Genomic DNA, 22,868 nt, shown 5'->3' with positions numbered 1-22,868 from the left:
TTAACCGAACGCCATCACGTTGTCAGCACCTTGGCCGGAATTCCCAAGGTCTGCCTGAAATAGTCGATCGTATACATCAAACCCTGATCGAGACTCACCCGCGGCGCCCAGCCGATCACGTCGCGCGCCTTCTGGATATCCGGTTGTCTCTGCCGCGGATCGTCCGATGGCAACGGGCGATACACGATACGGTTCTTGCCGCCCGTCAAAGCCAACACCGTATCCGCCAATTCCAGCATGGAAAACTCCGCCGGATTGCCGAGATTGAGCGGTCCCGTAAACCCGTCACGGCTATTCATCAACCCGATCAAGCCATCGATCATGTCGTCAACAAAGCAGAAACTGCGCGTCTGGCTGCCGTCGCCGTACAGCGTAATGTCCTTCCCCTGCAAAGCCTGGACAATGAAATTGCTGACCACCCGGCCATCGTTCGGATGCATGCGCGGCCCATAGGTGTTGAAGATCCGCGCCACCTTGATGTTCACCCCGTGCTGGCGGTGATAATCGAAAAACAAGGTCTCGGCGCAGCGCTTGCCCTCGTCGTAACAGGCGCGTTCGCCGATCGGATTGACGCGGCCCCAGTAAAATTCCGGCTGCGGATGGACTTCCGGATCGCCGTAAACCTCGCTGGTCGAGGCCTGCAAAATCTTGGCCTTGGTCCGCTTGGCCAGATCCAGCATATTGATGGCGCCGAGTACACTGGTCTTCACCGTCTGCACCGGGTCGAACTGGTAATGCACCGGCGACGCCGGGCAGGCCAGATTATAGATCTCCTCGACCTCCACCATCAAAGGCTGGGTCACATCATGGCGCAGGAACTCGAAACGCGGATGATCGCGCAGATGCTGGATATTGGCCTTCTGCCCGGTGAAAATATTGTCGACGCACAAAACTTCGTCACCGCGCGCCAGCAGGCGCTCGCACAGGTGCGAACCCAAAAAGCCCGCCCCACCGGTGACCAATATCTTCTTCATTCAACACTCCACAGGCGGTTGTCGCACGGTATGGGACGATAGCTGTGGCGTTTGGCCAGCCGCTCGCGCCACAATCCGCGATAATCCGAAACGGTCTGGACCTCGACAGCGTCGTGGTCGAAGGCCAAACCGATCTCGAGATAGGTGTCCAGATTGTGCAGATCCGGCTGCGGCAGGTTACCCGATTCGCAGTCGCGCCACATGCCGGCATAGAGGTCTTCGAGACTTGTCACCAGATTCGGCGTGTCGAACAGCACACTGTCCTCACGCACCGTCGCCAAACGCGCCTTGAGCTCGGCCAGGCGCGCCGGATCGCGGCCGATCGCCACCGCCTGGTCGACGTAAGACTCCGCCGTCGTGCACACCAGATCCGCCAAACCCGCCGACCGCACCAGCGACCCGCAGACCCGCGAGGCGAACGACCGCCCGGAATAGGTCAGGACCGGCACGCCCATCCACAGGGCATCCGAACAGGTGGTGTGGGCGCCATAGGGCGTGGTGTCGAGGAACAGGTCGGCCAGCGGATAGCGCGCCAGATGATAGGGATTGGCCAGCTTGGCGGCGAAAATCACCCGTTCCGGATCGACGCCCTTGGCCTTGGCGTAGGCCTTCAGCCGCTCGTGCGACGATTCCGCCCCGCTCAGCAGCCACAAGACGCTGCCCGGAACACGTTGCAGGATAGCCAGCCAACGCTCGAAGGTCGGTTTGGTAATCTTGTGCGTGCCGTTAAAGCAGCAAAAAACGAAGGCGTCGTCGGGCAGGCCGGCCTCGGCCCGCGTCGGTTTGTGGTCGGCGATGATGCGCTGGCGGTTATTGGGTTGATAACACGGCAGCCGCCGCACGGCTTCGGAGTAATAGAGCTCGTTCCCGGCCGGAATGATCCAGTCGTCGGCGACGATATAGTGGTGATAGGGCGAGCCCGTGGTGCCCGGAAAGCCCAGCCAGTTGACGATGACCGGCGCCGGCCGCATGGCCAGAAGCTTGGTCCGGCCGTCGCGGGTATAGCCGTTGACATCGACCAGGATCTGGATGCCGTCGTCGGCGATGCGCCGGGCGGCGGCTGCGTCGTCCATCTCCGTGATATCGACGAAGTGGTCGGCGTCGCCCTTATACTGACGGTGGATCGGATCGTCGGTCTTGATGCCGCAATAATAGGCGAAGACCTCGACTTTTTCGCGGTCATGCAGCGCCAGAACCTCGTACATCAAATGGCCGATGGCGTGCTCGCGCAGGTCCGACGACAGATAACCGATGCGCAGCCGGCCGTCTTTACGGCTGGTCGCCGCCCAATGACCGGTCATGACATGGTCGGGCGCCCCGACATCCTGCAGGTTATATAGCCAACTGATCGCCAGCTGCAGCATCGGATCGTCCGTATAGGCGCAAATCGACAAAGGCGAGATGCCCTTCAACAAGGTTTCCCGCGTCATGCGCTCAAACGGCGCGATTACCGGCCAAACGCATTGCCGTTGCCGCGCCGCGATCAGGTGTTGCGCCGCCTCGCGCTGGCTCGGGTCGATCTCGAGGGATTGCCGCAGCGTCTCCTCGGCAGCGGCGTCGCTGTGGGCGCTTTCCAACACCCGCGCCATCTGGTTCAAGGCCATGGTCTTGTGGCTGATGGCGCTGCCGGTGACCTGGTTGAGCAGCATGGCCATCTTGGTCCATTGCGCCACGGCCAGGTCCTGCCCGCCCAGCCGTTCATAGAGCCGGCCGAGATTGATGTGCGCCGGATGGAAGTCGGGCTTGATCTCGATCGCCCGTTCCAACGCCGCCCGGGCGCGCTGCACATCGCCCGTATCGGTCAGGGTCACGCCCATATTGAACAACACGGCATAGAGCAGCGGATGGTCGGCATTATGGGTGACGAAGGTGTCATACAACTCCAGCACCGCCGCCATGTCGCCATCATGACGCAGGGCATCTGCGCTCTGGATCAGCTCCATGACGCTCAAATCGCGTGCCGCCGCCCGGGCAATAGACTCATGTTTCATACGCTAATACCTCTTACCTCCCTGAATTCGTTCTTCACGAATTTGGGGAGGGGGACCGACGCGCTCTTGCGCGTTGGTGGTGGGGTTTCTTACTTACTTTCACTAACTCAACGCCCTCTGTATCGCCGCCAGCTGGATAGCGCTCAAACTGGCCAGTTGCTCGCTACTGAGATAACCGATCTGCTCCGGCGTCAGGGCCTCCAACTGCTCGGTCCCCAAACTCGACAGGAAGGTCGTCCCCATATTGGCCATGGTGGTCGTCGACAGCCCGCTCAGCTGCACGCCGGTAATGGTGGCGAACTCGCCGGCCGACAAACCGTTTAGCTGATAGGTCGTCAACCCGCTGAACTGCTCGGAGCTGATGGCCGAAAACTGTGTCGTCGACAAAGCCGCGACCTCGGTAATCGTCAAATTGCTCACCTGGGTCGAGCTCAAGGCCCCGATCTGCTCATTGCTCAAGGCGGCGATCTGCGCCGTCGACAAGGCGCGCAATTGCATCCGCACCAGGGCGCCCAACTGAGTCGTGGTCAAGGCTGCGATTTCGGTGGTGGTCAAGGTGGCGATGTCGGTGGTCGACAGCGATCCGATTTGAGTCCCCGACAAACCCCCCAGCTGTGTAATGGTCAAGGCGGCGATCTGGGTCTCGGTCAAGCCTGTCACGCCAGTCGTCGACAAGGCGCCGATCTGGGTCGACGACAAAGCCGCCAGCTGCGTCAAATTCAACGACGACACCTCGTTCGCCGTCAAACCGCTGATGCCGGTATTGGACAAGGCGGCGATCTGCGTCGTGGTGATCGAATCGATATGGGCCGCGATCAAGGCCGCTACCCCGGTCGCCGACAACGAACCGAACTGCACCATCGACAATTGCGCGATCTGGGTCGGGGTCAGGGCGTTGATTTCGGTGGTGGTCAGCGCGCCCATCTGGGTCTGGCTTAAGCCCCCGATCTGAGTGGTGGTCAGCGCCGCCGTCTGGGTCGCCGTCAAGCCGGCAATGCCCGAGGTCGAGAAGGCGCCGATCTGGGTGGCGGCCAATGTCGCCAACTGCGTCGCCGTCAACGTGCCGACCTCGGTCGATGTAAATCCGCCCAGCTGCGTCGCGGTCAGAGCGGCAATCTGGGTTGTCACCAGGGCGTTGATTTCCGTTGTCGACAAAGCCGCCACCTGTTCGGCGATCAGGCCGCGCACCTGGGTGGTCGTCAAATTGGCGATCTGGGTGGCGGTCAACCCGCTGATCGCCGAGGTCGATAACGCGCCGACCTGGGTCGAGCTCAACCCGCGGATTTGGGTCGTCGTCATCGCCGCGACCAGGGCGGTGGTCAGGCCCGACAGTCCCGTGGTCGACAGTCCCGACATCTGGGTCGAGGTCAGGGCGCCCAATTGCGTCGTAGTCAAGGCGCCGGCGCCGGTCGTGCTGAAACCCGAAATCTGGGTCGAGCTCAAGGCCGCCATGTCGGTGGTGGTAAAGGCGCCGATTTCTGTCGTCGACAAATAGGTGAACTGCGTGCTGCTCAAACCGCGCAACTGCGTCGTCGTCAGGGCGCCGACCTGGTCGGCGGTAAAGCCGCCGACGGCCGTGGTACTGAGCGCCGCCAGCTGCGTCGCCGTCATCGCCGCCACTTGAGTGGTGGTCAGCGCCGCCAGCACGGTCGTCGTCAGACCGCGCAATTGCGTCGTCGTCAAGGCCGCCATCTCCGTCGTCGACAGCCCGCCGGCCTGGGTCGCGGTCAGGGCCGACACCTGAGTCGACGACAGGCTCTGCAATTGCGACGTGGTGAAGGCGCCGATCTGCGACGCCGTCAGATTGCTGACCTCGGTCGTGGTCAAGGCGGCGATCTGGTCTTCGGTCAGGCCGTGCAATTGCGTCGTCGACAAGGCGGCGATCTGGGTTTCCGACAGGTTGGTCAAGGCCTCGGGATCGAGCGCCGCGATCTGGGTCGAGCCGAAGGCTGCCAGCTGCGTCGCCGACAGGGCCGCCAATTCCGTGCTGGTCAAGCCGCCGATCTGGGTGGTGTACAACGCCGCCAGACCGTTTGTGTTCAAACCGTCGATTTCGTCGGGGTTCAGGGCGGCGATCTGCTCCGCCGAAAAGCCGTGTAATTGCGTCGTCGTCAGGGCCGCCAATTGCGTCGACGACAGGGCGGCGACCTCGCTGGTGGTCAGCGAGCCGAACTGGGTCGAGGTCATGGCCGCCAGTTGCGTGGCGTTCAGGCCGGCGATCTGGTCGTCACTCAATCCGGTAATGCCGCCAGTGCTGATGGCCGCCAGTTGTGCCGCCGACATGGCCGCCAACTGTTCGGCGCTCAGCGCCTCGACTTCCGTCGCGGTGAAGCCCTTGATCTGGGTCGTGGTCAGGCCCGTCAATTGCGTGGTCGTCAAGCCCTCGATATTGCTGGCGCTCAACGACCCGATCAGGGTCGAGGTCAGGCCGCGCAATTGCAAGGTCGACAAAGCGCCGATCAAGGTGGTGGTGAAACCCGAAATGGCGCCGGCGCTGATGGCATTGACCTGGGTCGAGGTCAGGCTGGCCAATTGCTGGGTCGATACCGCCCCCAATTGCGTTGCGGTCAGGCCGCGCATCTGGGTCGTGGTCAGGGCGGCAGTTTCCGTCGTCGCCAGGCCGGCGACCTGGGTCGTGGTCAGGGCCGCCACCTGGACGTAGCTCAGTCCGTGCAACTGCGTCGTCGTCAGGGCGTTGAGGTCGGTGACGCTTAGCCCGGTCAAGCCGTCGGTCGACAAGGCGCCGATCTGCGTCGAATTAAGCCCGGCCAGTTGCGTCGTCGTCAGGGTGGCGGTCTGGGTCGAGGTCAGGCCGCCGAGGCCCGTCGTCGTCAGAGCGGCGATCTGGGTGGACGTCAGAACGCCCAACTGCGTCGTGTCGAAGGCGGCGACGCCTGTCCCCAGCAATCCGCTCAACTGGTCGGTGCGCAGGGCCTCCAGCTCGGTCACCGTCAGACCGCCGACCTGGGTGGTGGTCAAACCGCCGATCTGGGTCGAGGTCAGGGTCCCCAATTGCGTCGTGGTCAGGTTGGCGATCTGGGTCGAGGTCAGTCCGCCCATGCCGGTCGCCGACAGGGCCGCCAGTTGCGTCCGGTTGAACGCCGCCAGTTGCGTGGCATTGAGCGCTGCCACCTCGTCGGTCGTCAAACCGGTGATCTGGGTCGTGCTCAGGTTCGACAATTGCGTGGCGCTAAAGCCGCCGATCTGGGTCGTCGAGAACTGGCCGATTTCGGCCGAGGTCAGGCCGCGCAATTGCGTCGTCGTCAGCAGGGCCACCTGGTCCGAGCTCAATCCCGACAAGGCCGTCGAACTCAAGGCGCCGATCTGGGCCGAGCTCAAGGCGCCGAATTGCGCGGTCGTCAGGGCTGACGCCTGGGCGTCGGTCAGGCCGGCGATCGCCGTCAGGGTCAGGGCGTTGATCTGGCTGGTCGTCAGGCCCGCCAATTGCGTCGTGTCGAGCTGGCCGACATCCTCGGCCACCATGCCTTTGACCTGGGTGGTGGTCAGGCCGGCCAGTTGCGTCGCGGTGAGGGCGGCGACTTCGGTCGAGTTCAAGGCCGTGATCTGCGCCTGGGACAGGGCGTTCAACTGAGTGGCGTTGAACGCCGCCATCTGGTCTTCGGAAAAGCCGGGCAGGGCCGAGGCGGTGAAGGCGGCGATCTGCGACGTCGTCAAGACGCCCAGTTGCGTGGCGCTGAGCGCCCCGACCTGGGTCGAGTTGAGCGCGATGATCTGCGACGTGTTCAAGGCGGCGATCTTGGTGGTGCTCAGCCCCGAGATCTGATCGGCGGTCAAAGCAGCCAATTGCGTGGCGACGAAGCCGTGCAATTGCGTCGAGGTGAGGGACTCGATCTGGGTCGCCGATAGATTGCTGATGCCGCTGGTGCTCAGGCTCGCGATCTGGCGCGAGCTCAGGACATCGAGTTGGGTGGTGGTCAGGGCGGCGACCTGGGTGTCGCTCAACCCGCTGATGCCGGAGGCCGAAAAGGCGCTGATTTGCTCAGTGGTCAAACCGGCGATCTGGGCCGTGGTCAGGGCCGTCATCTGGGACGCCGTAAAGCCGCCCAACTGCGTCGTGGTCAGGATCGCCAGCTCGTCCGCCGTCAGGCCGCTGATCTGGCCGGTGGTCAGCATCGAAATCTGGGTGGTGCTAAGCGTCCCCAACTGGGTCGCGGTCAAGGCACCGATCTGGGTCGAGGTCAGGCCGGCGATACCGGTCGCCGCCAGGGCCGCCAGCTGGGTCTGGCTGAGCGCCGCGATCTGGGTAGTGTTGAGCGCCGCGATCGCCGTGGCCGACAAACCGCGGATCTGCACCGTCCCCAAACTGGCGACCTGGGTTGCGCTCAACGCCGCCACCTGGGTCTCGTTGAGCGCCCCGGCCTCGGTCAGGCTGAAACCGCGCAATTGGGTGGTGGTTAGCGCCGCCATCTCCATCGTCGTCAGGGCGTTGATCTGGGTCGTCGACAGGCTGTTGATCTGGCTGGAGCCGAGCGCGCCCAGCTGGGTCAGGCTCAAGGCCGCGATCTGGATATCGCTCAGCCCGTCGATCGCCGCGGCGCTCAAGGCGCTGACCTGGGGCGCGGTCAGGGCGGCCAATTGCGTGTCGGCCAGGTTGGCGACGCCGGTGGCGGTCATGCCCTTGATCTGGGTCGTCGAAAAGGCCGCCAGTTGCGCCGCCGTCAGCCCGGACAAGGCCGTCGAGGCCAGCGACCCCAGGGTCGTGGCGGTCAGGCCCTGCAATTGCGTCGTCGTCAAACCGGCGATCTGCTCGGAGCTCAGGCCCGCCAACTCGGTGGTGGTCAGGGCGCCGATCATGGTCGAGCTCAGCACCGCCAGCTGCGTGTCGGCCAGGGCGCCCATCTCGGTGGCGGTCAAGCCCTTGATCTGGGTGCGGTTGAGGGCGGCGACGTCCTCGGTCGTCAATTCGGCGATCTGATCCGCCGAAAAAGCGCCGATCTGGGTGGTGGTCAGGCCCTGGATCTGGGTCGTCGTCAAGCCGGCGACCTGGGTGTCGTTGAGCGCGTTGATCGCCGTTGTCGACAGGGCCGCGACCTGGCGCGAGCTCAGGGCGCCGAACTGCGTCGTGCTGAGCGCCGCGATCTGGGTCTCGTTGAGCCCGTGCAGGCCCGTGGTCGAGAAGGCGTTGATCTGGGTCGTGGTCAGGCCGGCCATCTGATCGGCCGTCAGGGCCTGCAATTGCGTCGCCGACAATCCGGCCAGCTGCGCGGTCGACAGGTTGCCGAGCGTGGTGGTCGACAGGCCGCTGATCTGATCGGCGGTGAGCCCGGCGACCTGGCCGGCCGACAGGGCTGTCAATTGCGTCGTCGACAGGCTGTTCAGCTCGGTCGCCACCAGGCCGCGCAACTGCGTCGTCGTCAGGCTCGACATCTGCCGCGCCGTCAATCCGGCCAGCTGGGTCGTGCTGAGGTCGCCGATATCGTCGGCGCTCAGGCCGCGCATCTGCGCCGTGGTCATGCTGGTCAGGCGCGTCGCCGACAGGGATTCGACCTGGTCGTCGCTGAGCGCCCCGATCTGGGTCGAATTCAAACTGCTGAACTGCTGGGTCGTCAGGGCGGCGATCTGCTCGGTCGTCAGGTGCGATACCTCGGTCGCCGTCAGAGCGGCGATCAGGGTTTGCGGCAGGGCCGCCACCTGGGTCGTCGACAGGGCGAGGATCTGCGCCTCGTTCAACCCGCGCATCGCCATCGTCGTCAAGGCGCCCAGCTGCGTCGTCGAAAAGACGTTGATCTGGGTGTTGGACAGGGCGGCGATGTCCGCGGCGGCCAGGCCCTTGATCTGGGTGGTCGAGAAATTGCCGATCTGGGTGACGCTCAGGCCTTCGATCTGGTCGGCGCTCAGTTGCGTGATCTGGGTCGAGGTCAGGGCGGTAAATTGCGTCGTCGTCAGCAGGTTGAGCTGGGTTTCGCTCAAACCGGCCAGGGCCGTGGCGCTGAGCGCCGCGATCTGCGTCCGGTTCAAACCCTGCAATTGCGTATCGCTGAGATTGCCGGCGAGATAGTCGTCGAGACCGCGGATCTGATTGGCCGACAGGTTGCTCAGCTGATCGCTGGTCAGGGCCGCCAATTGCTCGGTGCTCATGACCGCGATCTGGGTAGCGGTCAGCCCCTTGATCTGGGTCGACGACAGCGCGCCGATAACCTCGGTCGACATGGCCGCGACCTGGGTGGCGTAAAGCCCGGCGATCTGGGTCGAGCTGATGCCGGTCAGTTGCGTCGTCGTCAGGGCGTCGAAATCGTCCTCGCCCAGGCCGTGCATCTGAGTAACGCTGAGCACGCCCAACTGGGTCGCGGTCAGTTGCGCCACCTGGGTGCTGTTGAGCGCCGCCATCGAGGTCAGGCTCAAGCCCTTGATCTGATCGGTGCGTAACGCCGCGATCTCGTCGGTCGTCAGGACATAGACCTGGCGTTCGTTGAAGGCGTTGATCTGGGTCGCGGTCAGGCCGCTCAGCTGCGTCGTCGTCAGGGCGGAAATGTCGCTGGTATTGATGCCGCGCACCTGGGTGACGGTCAGCGCGCCGATCTGGGTTTCGGTCAGGGCGCCGAACTGGGTGTCCGTCAGGGCGGCGAACTGGGTTTCCTGCAAACCCCGGATCTGGGTCGTGCTCAGGCTGGCGATGCGGGTCGTGCTCAAACTGGCCAGTTGCTCGCTGTTGAGCGCGCTGATCTCGGTCGCGGTCAGCCCGGCCCATTGCGTGTCGGTGAGGGTGCTGAGGAGAGTCGTCGACAGCGAGTCGATCTGGGTCGTGGTCAGGTAGCTGGCCTGGGTCGACGAAAAGGACGTCAGTTGCGTCGTGCTCAGCGATTCCAGCCAGTCGTGATCCAGCCCGCGCATCTGGCTCGAGGTCAGCCAATAGAGCTGCGACGACGTCAAAGCCGCCACCAGCGACGTGCTGAGGTTCTGCAATTCGTCGACCGTCAGACCCTGGATCTGGGTCGTGGTCAGGCTTTGCAGGTCCTCGGCCGACAAGGCGTTGACCTCGGTCGTCGTCAGATAGCTCATCTGTTTCGAGGTCAGGCCGTCGAGCTGGCTGGTCGTCAGGGCCGCGATCGAGGTGGTCGAAAGCGCCTGCAATTGCGTGGTATTGAGCACGCTCAGCTGGGAGGCGCTGAAAGCCCCCAACTGCGTCGTCGTAATGGCCGACAACTGATCGCTGTCCAGCCCCCTCATCTGGGCGGTACCCAGCGCCGCCAACTGCGTCGTCGACAGGACGGCGAACTGCGCCGGCGTCAACTGGCCGATCTCGGTGGCGGTCAGGCCCTTGATCTGCAGCGTGGTCAGCCCGGCGATTTCCTCGACCCCGAAGGCATCGATCTGGGCTTCCAGCAGGACCGACAATTGCAGCCCCGAAAACGACATCTGGCCGGTGGTCAGCGCCGCGATCTGCTGCGGCGTCAGGGCCGTCATCTGCTTGGTCGACAGCGCCGCCAGCTGGGTGGCGTTGAGCGCCCCGATTTCGGTGACGGTAAAGGCGGCGATCTGGGTGGTGGCCAGCGACTTGATGTCGGTCACGCTTAAGCCCGCCACGTCGGTCGTGGTCATGGCCGCGATCTGCGCGACGCTGTAGCCGGCTATGGAGGACACCACGATGCGATAAAGCCTTGCAACACTTCGGAGATGGGCAAAGCGAAACGCAGCCGTTGCAAGTTTCAGCGCGAGGGTGTGGTTTTACACCTCGGCCTGCCATGTCGCACCCAACAGGATTCTATCAACTGCGTCGGGGGTAAAATCAAGGCTGGAATGATGACAGAGATGTTGCAAACGGCTCTATTGGCATACTATGCCAATCGTGATAACGTCGGCTCTCCCACGGAGTTCCATCATGCCTACCCGTAATGTCGTCCTCACCGACCATCATGAACGCCTGATCGAGTCCCTGGTCGGCAATGGCCGCTACCAGAATGCCAGTGAAGTCCTGCGCGAAGGCTTGCGTCTGGTCGAGCAACGTGAAGCCGAGGATGCCGCGAAGATCGAGGCGTTCCGGGCCGCCGTCCAGGAAGGCATCGACGATATCGAAGCGGGCCGCTATGTCGAATTCAAGGATTCCGCCAGTATGCGCGCCTACCTGAGTGCCGTTGCTGATGAAGCGCTGGCGGCTGAGGACTTCGAGGATTGACCGCCCGACGATGGGACGTCCAGTTAACCGAACGTGCTAAGGGCGATTTTGGTAAGACCATGCGGGACAGCCGGCGCAATTTCGGCGCACGGCAACAAATTCTATATCGTGACATCCTATTCGACGCTCTTGACAGTCTGGCGAAGGGGCCGAGAGTCGCTGGCAGCGTAGATCGTGGTGATCTTCGTCCAGGATTGAGGACCTTGCATTGCGCACGTCGTGGACGCCGGGCCAGTCATCTCATCGTTTACATCGTGGAGAACGATACAATTCAAGTGCTGCGCATCCTGCATGAAAAGATGGATATCGTTCGCCACTTGCCGTCAAATGATCACGTCCCCCCGCCCAAGGCCTGATACAGCACCGACTGATTGATCAACTGCTGCAGCCGGTTATTGTCATAACTCAGCTGTGCCTGCCGCGCCGATTGCTGCGCATCCAGCCACACCCGCAAAGCCACCGACCCGGTCTTATACCGCACGGCATACAGCGCCTCGGCCTTGCGCGCCGCCTCCAGACTGCTCGCCAGAGACTCCCCTTGTGCCGCCAATTGCGTGCGATTGGACAAGGCATTGTCCGTATCCGCCAAAGCCTGCAACAGCGTTGTCTTGAACCCCAAAACCGCGATGTCATAGCTCTTCTGCGACACCTTCTTGTTCAGGTTCAAGCGCGGAAAATCGAGGAACGGCAAGCTCAACGCCGCCGCGATCGACCCGGTCGGATTCCTGAACAACGACCCCAATTCGCTGCTCGACGACCCGCCCGAAGCCGTCAAATTCAAACCCGGATAGAGCGACTTTTTGGCGATATCGACATCGGCCAGCGACTCGCGCAAGCGATACTCAGCCGCCTGCAGATCCGGCCGCCGGCTCAGCAATTCCGCCGGCAAACCCGCCCGCACATCCGGCAAGGGCGTATCAGGCAAGACCTGCGGCTCGCTCGTCTCCGGCCATGCTTCGCCACCCAATAACACCGTCAAGGCCGAGCGGTCCTCGACCAATTGCTGCTGCAGGGTCGCCAGATTGGCCTGCTGCGAATTGACGCTCTGATCGGCCTCGGCCGCCTCGACGCCCGACACCGCTCCGGCCTTGTGCTGGATATCGACCAGGTCACGCACCTTGACGGCATAGTCCAAACTCTGCTGCGCCACCGCGATCTGCTGATGCGTATAACCTATGTTCCAATAGAGCTCGCAGACCGTCCCGATCAGCGCCAGTTGCGCCGACTGCCGGTCCTGTTCGGTCGCCTCCGCCTCCCAACTGGCCGCCCGCGTATTGGCCGCCAGCTTGCCCCACAGATCCGCCTCATAGGCCACCGACAGATTGGCGCTGAAATTGGTCGACGATGACGTCGACGCGCCCAAACCACCCGAGATATCCGGAAACTGATCCAGCCGCGTCAGCTTCGCCTGCAGCTGCGCCTGCTGCACGCGCAAGGCCGCCGCAGCCAGGTCGTTGTTCTTTTCCAGAACCGTGGAAACGAGGCTGTTCAATTCCGGATCGTTGAACTGCATCCACCAATTGGTCGCGACCGTGGTCGCCCCGGTACCTTCACCCGCATGCGCAAACGCCGCCGGCATCGGCACCTTGGGCGTCTCATAGGGCGTTGCCGCGCAACCGCCTAACAGCAACGCCAAAACCCCCACGCTCATTATTCCGATTTTCATGATCAATCCCTCATAAGCGCGGTGACAGGGTCCAGCCGAGCGGCGTTACGCGCCGGCAGGAAGCCGAAGACAACGCCGATCAGGGTCGAACACAGGAAGGCGGCGATGATCGACGTCGCCGAATAGATCAGGGTAAAGTCCGAGCTGAACAGGCTGAACACCACCCCGAACCCCAGCGCCACCAATATCCCCAGCACCCCGCCGATCAGGCACACCAGAACCGCCTCGATCAGGAACTGCTGCAGGATATCGCGTTGCCTGGCCCCCACCGCCATGCGCACTCCGATCTCGCTCGTCCGTTCGGTCACCGACACCAGCATGATGTTCATCACCCCGATACCGCCGACGATCAGAGATATCACTGCGATCGCCGAAATCAGCAAAGTCAGGGTTGTCGTTGTCGCCGTGATGGTAGCGCGGATCTGGTCGGTATTGACGATGACGAAATCGACCGTCCCATGCCGCTTGGTCAAGAGATTGGTCACCCCGGTCTGAGCCGTGGCGCTGTCGGTATCGTCCTTGACCCGCATAGTGATGCTGCGCAGCGAACTGGTGCCCAACATGCGCGCATTGACCGCCGTATAGGGCATATAGATGTTGAGTGCGTCCTGATTGCCGCCAAAGCTTTGCCCCGTCGCGCTGATCACCCCGATCACCCGCGCCGGCACCGACCCCAGCAATATGACCTTGCCGATGGGGGATTCATTGGGGAATAACGTCTTGACCGTATTCTGGTCGATGACGATGCCCTGCGACAAAGCCGCCACATCACTCGCATCGAACAATCGCCCCTGCGCTAACGTCAATCCGCGCACGCGGAAATACTGCTCGCCCACGCCATTGATCGTCGCCGTCGCCGCCGTCGGTCCGTACCGCAAGGTGACATTGGTCGTCACCGTCGGCGTCACGCTGTCGGCATAGGGCTGCCTGGCCAACGCATCGGCATCGGCCACCACCAATGTCCGGATCCGTCCCGACCGGATATCCCCGAACCCACGCCCGGGCATGATTTCCAGCGTATTCGTCCCGATCGAGGCGATCTGCGCCAGCACATTCTGCCGCGAGCCTTCGCCCAAAGCGACCACGCACACCACCGAGGCGATACCGATAATAATCCCCAACATGGTCAAGAACGTCCGCATGCGGTGCGCGTTCATCGCCAGCAGCGCCATGTGCAGCGCCTCGTTGAAACTGTCGACCAGGGTCTGCCACCCGCCTTGCGTCCGCGTCGTGATCGGCGGCAGGCCCTGGCTTTCCGCCTCGCCCAATCCGGCGCCCTTGCGGTCATTGATGATCGACCCGTCGCGGATCTCGATGACGCGTTCGCAGTGGTCGGCGACCTCCAGATCGTGGGTGACGATAATGACCGTATGGCCCTCGCTGTGCAGCCCCTTCAGGATGCGCATCACCTCTTCACCGCTGGTGGTGTCCAGGGCGCCCGTCGGTTCGTCGGCCAATACGATCTCGCCGCCGTTCATCAGCGCACGCGCAATCGACACGCGCTGCTGCTGCCCGCCCGACAACTGCCCCGGCCGGTGTCCAGTCCGCGCCTCCAACCCCAGCCGCCCCAGCAACTCCGTCGCCCGCGTTTTGCGCTGCTCCGGCGACGTGCCGGAATAGATGGCCGGCACCTCGACATTGCCCAGCGCCGTCAGGTCGCCCAGCAGGTGATAACGCTGAAAGATAAAGCCGAAATGCTCGCGCCGCAGCTCGGCCAGTTCGTCCGGCTCCAGGTCCGACGTCACCCGCCCGCCGACCTTGTAAGTCCCGGATGTCGGCCGATCCAAACAACCGAGTATGTTCATCAGGGTCGACTTGCCCGACCCCGACTGGCCGACAATGGCGACCATCTCGCCGGGCTGGATAACCAGGTCGATATCGTTGAGCGCCGTGATGGTGCCTTCGCCGGCGGGGAATTCCCGCCGCAACTTCGTGATTTCCAGGGCAGGAGGCGTGGTCATGGCACCCACCTTACAGCCCGCCCGCCGGGCCGCCGCGACCGCCACCGCCGCCACCGCTATAGCGCCGGCCGCCATTACCCGAAGCCGAAGCATTGGCCGCCGCATCGGCCTGGGCCACCACGACCTGGTCGCCTTCTTTCAGTCCCGACAGCACCTGGACATTGGTGCCGTCGTCGACGCCGGTCTTGATCTTGACCGGCTTTGGCTTCTTGTCCTTGCCCACGACGCGCACGACATAGCTGCCGTCCTTCGATTTCCGTCCCAAAGCCGCCGACGGAATGGTCAGGACGTTCTGCGCCCCTTGCTGGATGATATAGACCTGCGCCGTCATCTCCGGCCGCAGGATGCCATCGGGGTTTTCGACATCGAACAGCCCGTAATAGTAAACCGCCGTGCTCGATGTCGTGTTGGTCGTCGACGTATCGCCGGAAAAATCCGTCGGCGCCGGCTCGATGCTGCGCAAGGTGGCGTAATAACGCTTTTGCGGGTCGCCCAAGGTGGTGAAATAGACCTGCATGCCGGACTTGATGTGAATGACGTCGGCTTCGGAAATTTCCGCCTTGACCGTCATCTTGTCCAACTGCCCCAACACCACGATGGTCGGCGCCGACTGATTGGCATTGACCGTCTGGCCCTGCTTGGTGACGATGGCGATGACCGTGCCGTCCATCGGCGCCACGATGTGGGTGTACCCGACATTGACATTGGCCGTATTGACCGAAACCGTGGCACTGGCGATCTGGGCATTGACGGCGTCGACACTGGCCTGGGCGCTTTTCAGTGTCGCGACCGCGGCCTCATAATCCGCCTGGGGTCCGGCATCGGCCTTGTACAAGGTCTGCTGCCGCGTGAAATTGCTCTGCGCCTGGGCCAGATTGGCCATGGCGGTCGCCTTTTGCGCCTGGACATTGTTGAGCTGCGCCTGGGCGGTCAGCAAATCGTTGTGCTGCTTCTGGGAATCGATATCGGCGATGACATCGCCCTTCTTGACCTGGTCGCCCAGATCGACGGCCAACCGCGTCACCTGTCCCGACACCTGGGCGCCGACATTGACCTCTTCGAACGGCTCCAAAGTCCCGCTGGCCAGGACCGTCTTCTCGACATTGCCGATCACCGCGGCCTGGGTCACCACATCGGGGCGCTTGGGATGGTTGAACACGGTCAGCCACAGCACGACGGCGATCACCACCACCGCGACCAGCGCTGCCGCCCACAGGAAACGTTTGTTCTTATACCACTTTGTCATCGGGCCATCGTCCGTTTGCGCCGGCAACTTGCCGGCCGTCATGAAGGCCATAACACCGCCTTTCGACGGGCGAATGTCAGGTCCTGTTACAAAGCACGCGTTTTAGCTGCATTGTGACGATCGCCGGACAGCCGCTTGCCGCGCCTTCGTCCGTTCTACGAACAAGCGTGAAATATCTGTCGTAAGGAAACGATGTGGTTCGTGCGGTGGCGAAGTCGCCCGAAGCCTCGGCGAAAGGGGATGAGGGGCCGCCGACGAAGACAAGATGTATGGCATTAGCCTAAGTTCGCAGTAACAACGGAAAGAGCATCATAAATAAAGCGAATTCAATATCTTCGCCCGCCCCGTTTACGGGGAGGGGGGACCGCCGCGAAGCGGTGGTGGGCGGGCCTAACCGTCAGTACCACCAACGCCGCCCGCCAAAACATAATCCAAAGCCGCACACACAGCCGCCACCTGTGCCCGATTACACTCATCCGCCGTCGTCTTCGGACTATCCGGATAAACCTCGGTCGTCGTCGTAAACCGAGCCCCCGTAATCCCCGCACACAAACCATACTCGGTCAAAGGATATTCAATCACCCCATGCGCCACGACCGGAGACCCGATAATCTTCCCCTCACCATCCGCCGGCGCGATATGCGTCACCTTTTCCACAGCCGCAATAATAGCCTGCTGAAACCCCGGCTGCGGATTTTCCACATCGTCAACCAGGTAAAACCCATCCGGCACGATACCCGGCTCAAACATCTTGCCATCGCGCGCCGCCAAAGCCGGGCTGAATTCCGCCTCATCGCTATCGGTCGTCTCATGCAAATCGATATGCAGCATGAACTCCCCCTTCAAGGGCGCCACCAGCCCGATCAAAGCCGTCGCCTCAACCGCAGGACCATCAACCCGGAAATTGCGGTTCGGATCGATGGCGTCATAGTTCCACCGGTTGATCCGCTCATAGCCCCAAGGACTGACGCACGGCGCGACCATCAGATTGACCCGGCCGGCATAATCCCCGGCCCGCGTTTCCAAAAACGCCAAAGCCCCCATCACCCCGCTGGTCTCATAACCATGCACCCCGCCCGTCACCAAAGCCGTCGGCAAACCCGGATCCCAATTCCGGCTGCGTAGAGCATAAAGCCTGTAACCCTCCCCCGCATAGTCGAGCTGCCCATAGACCGACACCTCGAACCGTTCGCTTAAGCCCTCGATACGCGGCACCACATCCTCCGCATAGCTCCGCAGCCGCACCCGCTGGCCCCGCCAAGCCTTCAACTCAGCCTCGTCCCAGGGCTGTCCCGGCGTTCCGATAGGATAAAAAGCGGTGGTGGTCATGGTCGTCTCTCAAAGGTCGAAATGGCTATCCTCACGCAGCTAGACCGCGCAACGATCGTCGCTAATCTTTGCTTTACACCTTTCAAATCTGCACTCATCGCCAAATTATCAACGTCTGGGCATACATAATTTGCCAATATTATATCTTTCCCATTTGAGAAATATCTCGCAAGCCGAAGGGATTTTTCGGGAAAAAGTGGCGGTGACGCCGAAAATAAATTTATGCTTACGGGTCAGGTCAAGATAAGTCTCGTGGACCGGCCATGATAGTCAAGCGCGCGCCTTTGCGGATCCCAGATCGACGACGTCCCGGGCGCGGCAATTGACACATTGAAACGACGGGAGGCTGACATACCTTTGTACTGTCCCATCCGAGAACCTATTTTCAATGCCTTGCCGTCGTTTTCCCACGTCATGTCGATCAGGCTGTAGCGCCCCTTTTCGTAGCCATAGTCGAGCCCCGCATCCTCGTAGAGCGTGAAATGACCATCTTGTCCCGGGAAGACATGCAGGTCGATCTCCTCGTCTGTCACCTCTGCCGTGGACTGCATTACGGGTCCCATCGGCAAAATCGTACCTGCTTTAACATGCAGGGGGAGTCGATCGACCGGCGCGGGTACGTCGTAGGTCTTTCCACCCTCGCGGTGTTCACCCGTCCAGAAATCGTACCAGCCACCTGGGTTTTCCGGCAGGTAGACGGGCCAGCTAGTCACGCCCTCAGCCAAAACCGGTGCAACATGCAAGGCGCGCCCAAACATGTAGGTGTGGCTTTCCTCAAGCGCCTTAGGCTCGTGGCGGAAATCGAAGACAAGGGGACGCAACATCGGCACGCCCGTACGCCAGGTTTCGCCGGCGGCGCTATAAATATAGGGAAGAAGACGGTAGCGCAGTTCCAGATATGTGCGTGACACTGTCTCTACGGTCTCGCCAAACCGCCAGAATTCGGTCTTGGTCTGATAGCCGTGCACGCGCTGAAGGGGCAGGAAGGTGCAGTACTGGAACCAGCGCAGGAAGCGTTCGTGATAGGCCGTATCTGTATATTGTCCCTCTCCCGGACGAAAGAACCCGCCGCCATCAACCGTCCAGTAAGGATAGCCGGCGGCCGCCATGTTCAGGCCGGCAGGTATCTGACGTTTCAACGTCTCCCAGTCATTGCCAATATCGCCTGACCATGTCGCGGCGGCATACCGCTGCTGGCCGATTGCAGCTGAACGGGTCAGGATCATCACGCGCCGATCGGGTGCAAATTGCCTCTGGCTGTCATAAACGGCCTGGGTAATCTGGAGGGGAAAGACGTTGCGCACGCGCTCACCGGCGCCCGCCGCGGTCATACGCCCTTCCAGGTCGTCGTTTTCCGGCTCGGTCGCATCCTGCCACCAGGCGTCGATACCCAGGGTAGCGAGACGCTTGTTTTGGTTTTCAGTATAAAACGCGGACGCCTTCGCATTGAAGAAATCGACCCATTCGGTACCCGGAATAATATACCCCTTTTCAACGGCCTCCTTGCCCAATTGCGTACTGTCAGGCAGCTTGGCCCATACCGACACCATCAGGCGAGCATTAAGCGCGTGCAGATCCTTCACCATGCCGGCCGGGTCAGGGTACTGGTCCTCGTCGAACCGCATGGCGTTCCAACCATACTTGCCCCAATACTGCCAGTCTTGAACCATGACGTCGACCGGCAGCTTGCGCCGCCGGAATTCCAGCGCCGTCTCGACGATCTCGGCTTGCGAACTGAAACGCTCACGACAATGGATATAACCATACGCCCAAAGCGGAAACAGTGGGGTTTCACCGCATAGCTGCCGGTAACCGGCCATGATCCCGTCGGCGTCCGGCCCGGCAATGACCACATAATCGAGCGCCGTTGCCACAGGTGAGCGCCATTGGGTGCGGTCCTGCGCCGCGCCCCAATAAAGCACCGGCGCGTCCTTATCGTTGGCGAGCACGCTAACCCTGTGCTCCCCGGCCGGCAGGTGTTTCAGGAAGCTTGTTGTCGGTGGAAGCCATTGGTTGGTAAAGTCCACACAGGGCACGCCATCGATTTCGACACAGTGGCGCGAGGCCATCTTGCGCCCGATGTCCATTAAAAAGGCAAAATCGCCGTCTTTTTCCGTCGTGAATTTTCCCTCAAACGCCGCACCCTGGCGCGTTATCCGGGCATTGCCGGCGGTCGTGGTGACATCGACGCTTTGAGCTTGTGTCTGAGTATCTACCTTTTCAAGAACCAGCTTCCCGGTTGGCGTATTGAACTCGCTCATACCCGGATTATTCCACAGCAGGCCATAGCCCTTGTTGGAAATGACGAAGGGCAGGCTGATTTGGGTATTGACCTGAGTCAGCCGCCGGGGCAACCGGCGGATGTTCAGGGCGCCGTCCTGGAAACAGCCGGTGCCGAAAATACGCTCATCCCCGCCGGACTCAAAAGATTGCGATACGGCAAATGCGGAGCCGTCGCTCAGTTCGACACGTTCAAGGGTTCGTCCACCCGCCGTTTCACTTAAGAGCAGGTTGCCCTTCTTATCGAAGAGTCGAACCTGGCCATTCTGCGTATCTACCTCGCAGACCGCGTGTGCGATTTCCAGGCGGGCTGAAGTCCCGCGCCGGCTAAGATGGACCTTGACCGCAGGCATTTGCGGCAGAAGCATCTGGCTTTCAAAGGTGTGCGCGCCGGTGCCCAGCCCTCCGGACAACGGCGCCAAGACCACGCGAAAAGCGCGATCATTCATCGCGGTGACTTTGAGAAGGCCCTGAGAGGTTTCAAGCAGAAGGTCCGGCTGCCGCACCTTCGTCGGTGAGGCTTTCCCAGGCGATGCTGCTGCAAAGCCTATAGCCGCGCCGCCGAGCAATATTTCCCGGCGTGAAAGTTTAGATTTTCCCACGGAGTCTTCTCCCATGAAACGCCTCAATCTGGTAATTAGCGAGATAGGCAAACAAAGCGAACTCGGCCGGCGTATTTGCTCACGCCCGCGTCGGCTGCGACGGCGGGATCGGTCCGGCCTTGACGGGGAACGACAGCTCCGCCGGCTTCAGCCCGGGCGCCGTGGCGCGCAGTTTGAGCGTTCCGGTCTGTGCCTCGATCGACTGCACGATGACCTGGCCCAGGCCGTTGAACAGCGAACGGCGGTTGCCTTTTTCCGGCTCAAGAGAGGTCGGATCGCCGTTGCCGAGGCCGATGATGGCGCCGCCCGCGATGTCATAGGTGATCATGTGATTGGCGAGCGGCACAGTGCGACCCTTGACGTCCACGGCTTCGACCATGATCGGTTGGGCGTCCCGGCCATCGGCGATAAGCGCTGGCCGGTCCTGCGTCAACCGCAGCGCCACCGGCTCGCCGGTGGTCTCATTGAGGATCGTCGACACCACCTTTGCGCCATTATAGGCGCGGGCTTCGATGCGGCCGGCCGCATAGGGCACGGTCCAGCGGTTCATGTCGTATTTATCGGTCTTCTGCCGACCGGCCGACTTGCCGTTGACGAACAGCTCGACCTCCTCGGCATTGGTACAGGCCATGACCATGATGGCCTTGCCCTCACTGCCGGCCCAGTTCCAGTGCGGCACGAGGCCCAGCACAGGCCTGTCCTTGATCCATTGCGCGCGGTGAATGTGGACCGCTGTCTTGTCGAATCCGCACAGGTCCATGATGCCGAAATAGGAACTGTTCGACGGCCAGGAAAACGGCTTCGGCTCGCCGTGGTAATCAAACCCGGTCCAGACAAAGGTGCCGGCGACGAAATCGCGCGTATCGATCTGTTTCCAGGCGTCGCGGTGCGTCTCGCCCCAAGGGGCAGCTTCGTCGTCATAGCTGGCGAGGACTTGCGCCTTTTGATCCGTCACGAAAGCGCCGCGCGTCATGAGGGCGGAGCTGTCCTCCGAGGAGAACACCGGCTTGTCCGGGTGCGCCGCGTGGAAGGGATCGTACTGGCTCTGCTGGTAGTTGATGCCTACGACGTCGACAGCGTGCGACACATTGAGCGGGGTGAACAGCCCGCCGCTCATCGCTGCGGTGACCGGGCGCGTGGTGTCGAGCGACTTGACCACAGAACTCATGCGCCGCACCATTTGATAGCCGGCCGGGGTGCCCTGCATCGGTTCCTCGTTGAACACCGACCACAGATAGATGCTGGGGTGATTGCGATCGCGCCGCACCAGCCATTCAAGTTGCGCCATGTAGTCCGTAGAGGCGTTGAAATTGCGGTTCTCGGCCATGACAAGGAAGCCGTGGCGATCGCACGCGTCCATCAGTTCCTTGCTTTGCGCATTGTGCGAGAAGCGGATGGCGTTACAGCCAAGCGATTTCAGGCGGCGCAGGCGGAAGTCGAGCACGCCGTCCGGCACGGCGGTGCCGACGCCGGCATGGTCCTGGTGCAGACAGACGCCCTTGATCTTCACCGGCTGGTCGTTGAGGAAAAAGCCTTTTTGGGCGTCGAAACGCTGGGTACGGAAGCCGCAATGGGTGGAGACTTCATCAAGCTGGCCGGCTGCGAAATCGCTGTCCGCCCTCCACATGCGCGTCGTCACCTGATACAGATGCGGATTGTCCACGCTCCACAGTTCCGGATGGCTGAAGGGTATATCGTAATGGACGGTGGTCTGGCTCAAGGGGGCGACCGTGGCAACCGTGCCTGCTGCCGGGGGCATGCCGGCAATAGGCTGGTCGTCCCAAATATCAGTCGCGATTTGGACGGTCTCGGTCTTGTCGCCGGAATTGTAGATCGTGACCTCGACCGGCACATGCCAGCCATGTTCGTCCTTGACCGGATGCGCGAAGACGCCGTCGGTCTTGAAATGCACTGGATTACGCTTGACGATCCAGGCGTCGCGGTAAAGTCCGCCGCCTTCATACCACCAGCCTTCCATGGCTTCGGCATCGACGCGCACCACCAGCGAATTAAGCTCGTCGCCATAGGTGGCGTACGGCGTCAGGTCGATATAGATCGAGTTATAGCCGCTCCAGTTGCGGTTAACCAGCGTGCCGTTGAACCACACGGTGGCAAAGGTGGCGGCGCCGTCCAGTTGCAGCTCGATATGCTTGCCGTCATCCTGCGGCTCGAAGCGCAGCATGTTGCGGTACCAGGCCACACCACGGCGGCGGTAGCCCTGATCGACATTGCCGCTCTCCTCGATCGGCTGGAAGCTGACAAAGTCGTGCGGCAGGGTGACTGGCTGCCATGCACTGTCGTCGAACTTGGGCGAGGCCGCTGCGCGCGCTGCGCCGGCCTTGGCAGCATTATAGGTGTCGTCGTGTCCGGTGATCGGCGGGAAGGGGATGTCGCCGGCAAAGAAGCGCCAGCCCTTATTGAGCAACAGTACCTGGCGCGGCGCGGCAACCGGGGCTGCCACCGACGGTGACGTTGTGGCGGCAACGGCGCGTGACACAAAACCCGGAGTCGACGCGGCCAAACCCAGCGCGCTCGCGCCCCTAAACAATTCGCGGCGGTTCATGCGCTCTCCCTGATGATAGTTGCTTTTATTAGTGCAACAGCTTGAGGCGGCGCGCAAGGAGAGAATGCAGGCTGGTGCGCCAGGTATTACAAACCTTTAAGCGGGCAAATTTTTAGGGGATT

Annotated in this window: 11 protein-coding genes; 2 read left to right on the top strand and 9 right to left on the bottom strand. The window is 62.0% G+C overall.

Translation table 11 applies throughout. The features are described from left to right. Window positions 1–14: 14 nt before the first annotated feature. From AC1DX3_RS15440 to AC1DX3_RS15430, 3 genes are all read right to left on the bottom strand, one after another. On the bottom strand, window positions 15–974 hold the full coding sequence (locus AC1DX3_RS15440) for a UDP-glucuronic acid decarboxylase family protein (protein ID WP_476990208.1): 960 nt from the start codon (window positions 972–974) through the stop codon (window positions 15–17). Further along, window positions 971–2,965, bottom strand: coding sequence for an O-linked N-acetylglucosamine transferase, SPINDLY family protein (locus tag AC1DX3_RS15435; RefSeq protein ID WP_476990207.1), 1,995 nt, complete (start codon window positions 2,963–2,965; stop codon window positions 971–973). Before AC1DX3_RS15435 ends, AC1DX3_RS15440 begins: the two co-directional genes overlap by 4 nt. A gap of 102 nt (window positions 2,966–3,067) precedes the next feature. Further along, the gene (locus AC1DX3_RS15430; RefSeq protein WP_476990206.1) at window positions 3,068–10,525 is read right to left on the bottom strand and encodes a beta strand repeat-containing protein; all 7,458 of its coding nucleotides are present in this window, start codon (window positions 10,523–10,525) and stop codon (window positions 3,068–3,070) included. Window positions 10,526–10,805: 280 nt separating this feature from the next. On the opposite strand from AC1DX3_RS15430, the gene AC1DX3_RS15425 reads away from it, so the two are divergent. After that, window positions 10,806–11,099: a type II toxin-antitoxin system ParD family antitoxin gene (locus AC1DX3_RS15425; protein ID WP_476990205.1), complete on the top strand. Its 294-nt coding sequence runs from the start codon at window positions 10,806–10,808 to the stop codon at window positions 11,097–11,099. Next, a complete protein-coding gene (locus AC1DX3_RS15420) occupies window positions 11,096–11,455 on the top strand; it encodes a type II toxin-antitoxin system RelE/ParE family toxin (RefSeq protein ID WP_476990204.1) in 360 nt (119 codons plus the stop codon). The genes AC1DX3_RS15425 and AC1DX3_RS15420 overlap by 4 nt, the downstream gene beginning before the upstream one ends. Here the strand turns inward: AC1DX3_RS15420 and AC1DX3_RS15415 are convergent. The 6 genes from AC1DX3_RS15415 to galA all read right to left on the bottom strand — a co-directional run bounded on the left by AC1DX3_RS15415 (window position 11,431) and on the right by galA (window position 22,746). After that, window positions 11,431–12,765, bottom strand: coding sequence for an efflux transporter outer membrane subunit (locus AC1DX3_RS15415; RefSeq protein WP_476990203.1), 1,335 nt, complete (start codon window positions 12,763–12,765; stop codon window positions 11,431–11,433). The genes AC1DX3_RS15420 and AC1DX3_RS15415 overlap by 25 nt on opposite strands. 2 nt (window positions 12,766–12,767) lie before the next feature. Beyond that, window positions 12,768–14,726, bottom strand: a complete 1,959-nt coding sequence (locus tag AC1DX3_RS15410; RefSeq protein WP_476990202.1) for a MacB family efflux pump subunit — start codon at window positions 14,724–14,726, stop codon at window positions 12,768–12,770. A 10-nt stretch (window positions 14,727–14,736) separates the two neighbouring features. Beyond that, entirely contained in the window at window positions 14,737–16,023 is a 1,287-nt protein-coding gene (locus AC1DX3_RS15405) for an efflux RND transporter periplasmic adaptor subunit (RefSeq protein ID WP_476990201.1), read from the bottom strand. Window positions 16,024–16,362: 339 nt separating this feature from the next. Further along, a complete protein-coding gene (locus AC1DX3_RS15400) occupies window positions 16,363–17,301 on the bottom strand; it encodes a M14 family metallopeptidase (RefSeq protein ID WP_476990200.1) in 939 nt (312 codons plus the stop codon). A gap of 233 nt (window positions 17,302–17,534) precedes the next feature. Further along, window positions 17,535–20,198: a glycoside hydrolase family 31 protein gene (locus AC1DX3_RS15395; protein WP_476990199.1), complete on the bottom strand. Its 2,664-nt coding sequence runs from the start codon at window positions 20,196–20,198 to the stop codon at window positions 17,535–17,537. A 64-nt stretch (window positions 20,199–20,262) separates the two neighbouring features. Beyond that, window positions 20,263–22,746, bottom strand: a complete 2,484-nt coding sequence (gene galA, locus AC1DX3_RS15390) for a beta-galactosidase GalA (protein WP_476990198.1) — start codon at window positions 22,744–22,746, stop codon at window positions 20,263–20,265. Between the last annotated feature and the right edge of the window lie 122 nt (window positions 22,747–22,868).

It is taken from the genome of Asticcacaulis sp. P2_B1 (assembly GCF_056404915.1).
This window is presented reverse-complemented; position numbering and strand designations above follow the sequence as displayed.

What these genes read in the sequence shown, in the direction of transcription:
- AC1DX3_RS15440 (WP_476990208.1), bottom strand. Translation starts at nt 974, where the DNA reads ATGAAGAAGATATTGGTCACCGGTGGGGCGGGCTTTTTGGGTTCGCAC.
- AC1DX3_RS15435 (WP_476990207.1), bottom strand. Translation starts at nt 2,965, where the DNA reads ATGAAACATGAGTCTATTGCCCGGGCGGCGGCACGCGATTTGAGCGTC.
- AC1DX3_RS15430 (WP_476990206.1), bottom strand. Translation starts at nt 10,525, where the DNA reads ATGACCACGACCGACGTGGCGGGCTTAAGCGTGACCGACATCAAGTCG.
- AC1DX3_RS15425 (WP_476990205.1), top strand. Translation starts at nt 10,806, where the DNA reads ATGCCTACCCGTAATGTCGTCCTCACCGACCATCATGAACGCCTGATC.
- AC1DX3_RS15415 (WP_476990203.1), bottom strand. Translation starts at nt 12,765, where the DNA reads ATGAAAATCGGAATAATGAGCGTGGGGGTTTTGGCGTTGCTGTTAGGC.
- AC1DX3_RS15410 (WP_476990202.1), bottom strand. Translation starts at nt 14,726, where the DNA reads ATGACCACGCCTCCTGCCCTGGAAATCACGAAGTTGCGGCGGGAATTC.
- AC1DX3_RS15405 (WP_476990201.1), bottom strand. Translation starts at nt 16,023, where the DNA reads ATGGCCTTCATGACGGCCGGCAAGTTGCCGGCGCAAACGGACGATGGC.
- AC1DX3_RS15400 (WP_476990200.1), bottom strand. Translation starts at nt 17,301, where the DNA reads ATGACCACCACCGCTTTTTATCCTATCGGAACGCCGGGACAGCCCTGG.
- AC1DX3_RS15395 (WP_476990199.1), bottom strand. Translation starts at nt 20,198, where the DNA reads ATGGGAGAAGACTCCGTGGGAAAATCTAAACTTTCACGCCGGGAAATA.
- galA (WP_476990198.1), bottom strand. Translation starts at nt 22,746, where the DNA reads ATGAACCGCCGCGAATTGTTTAGGGGCGCGAGCGCGCTGGGTTTGGCC.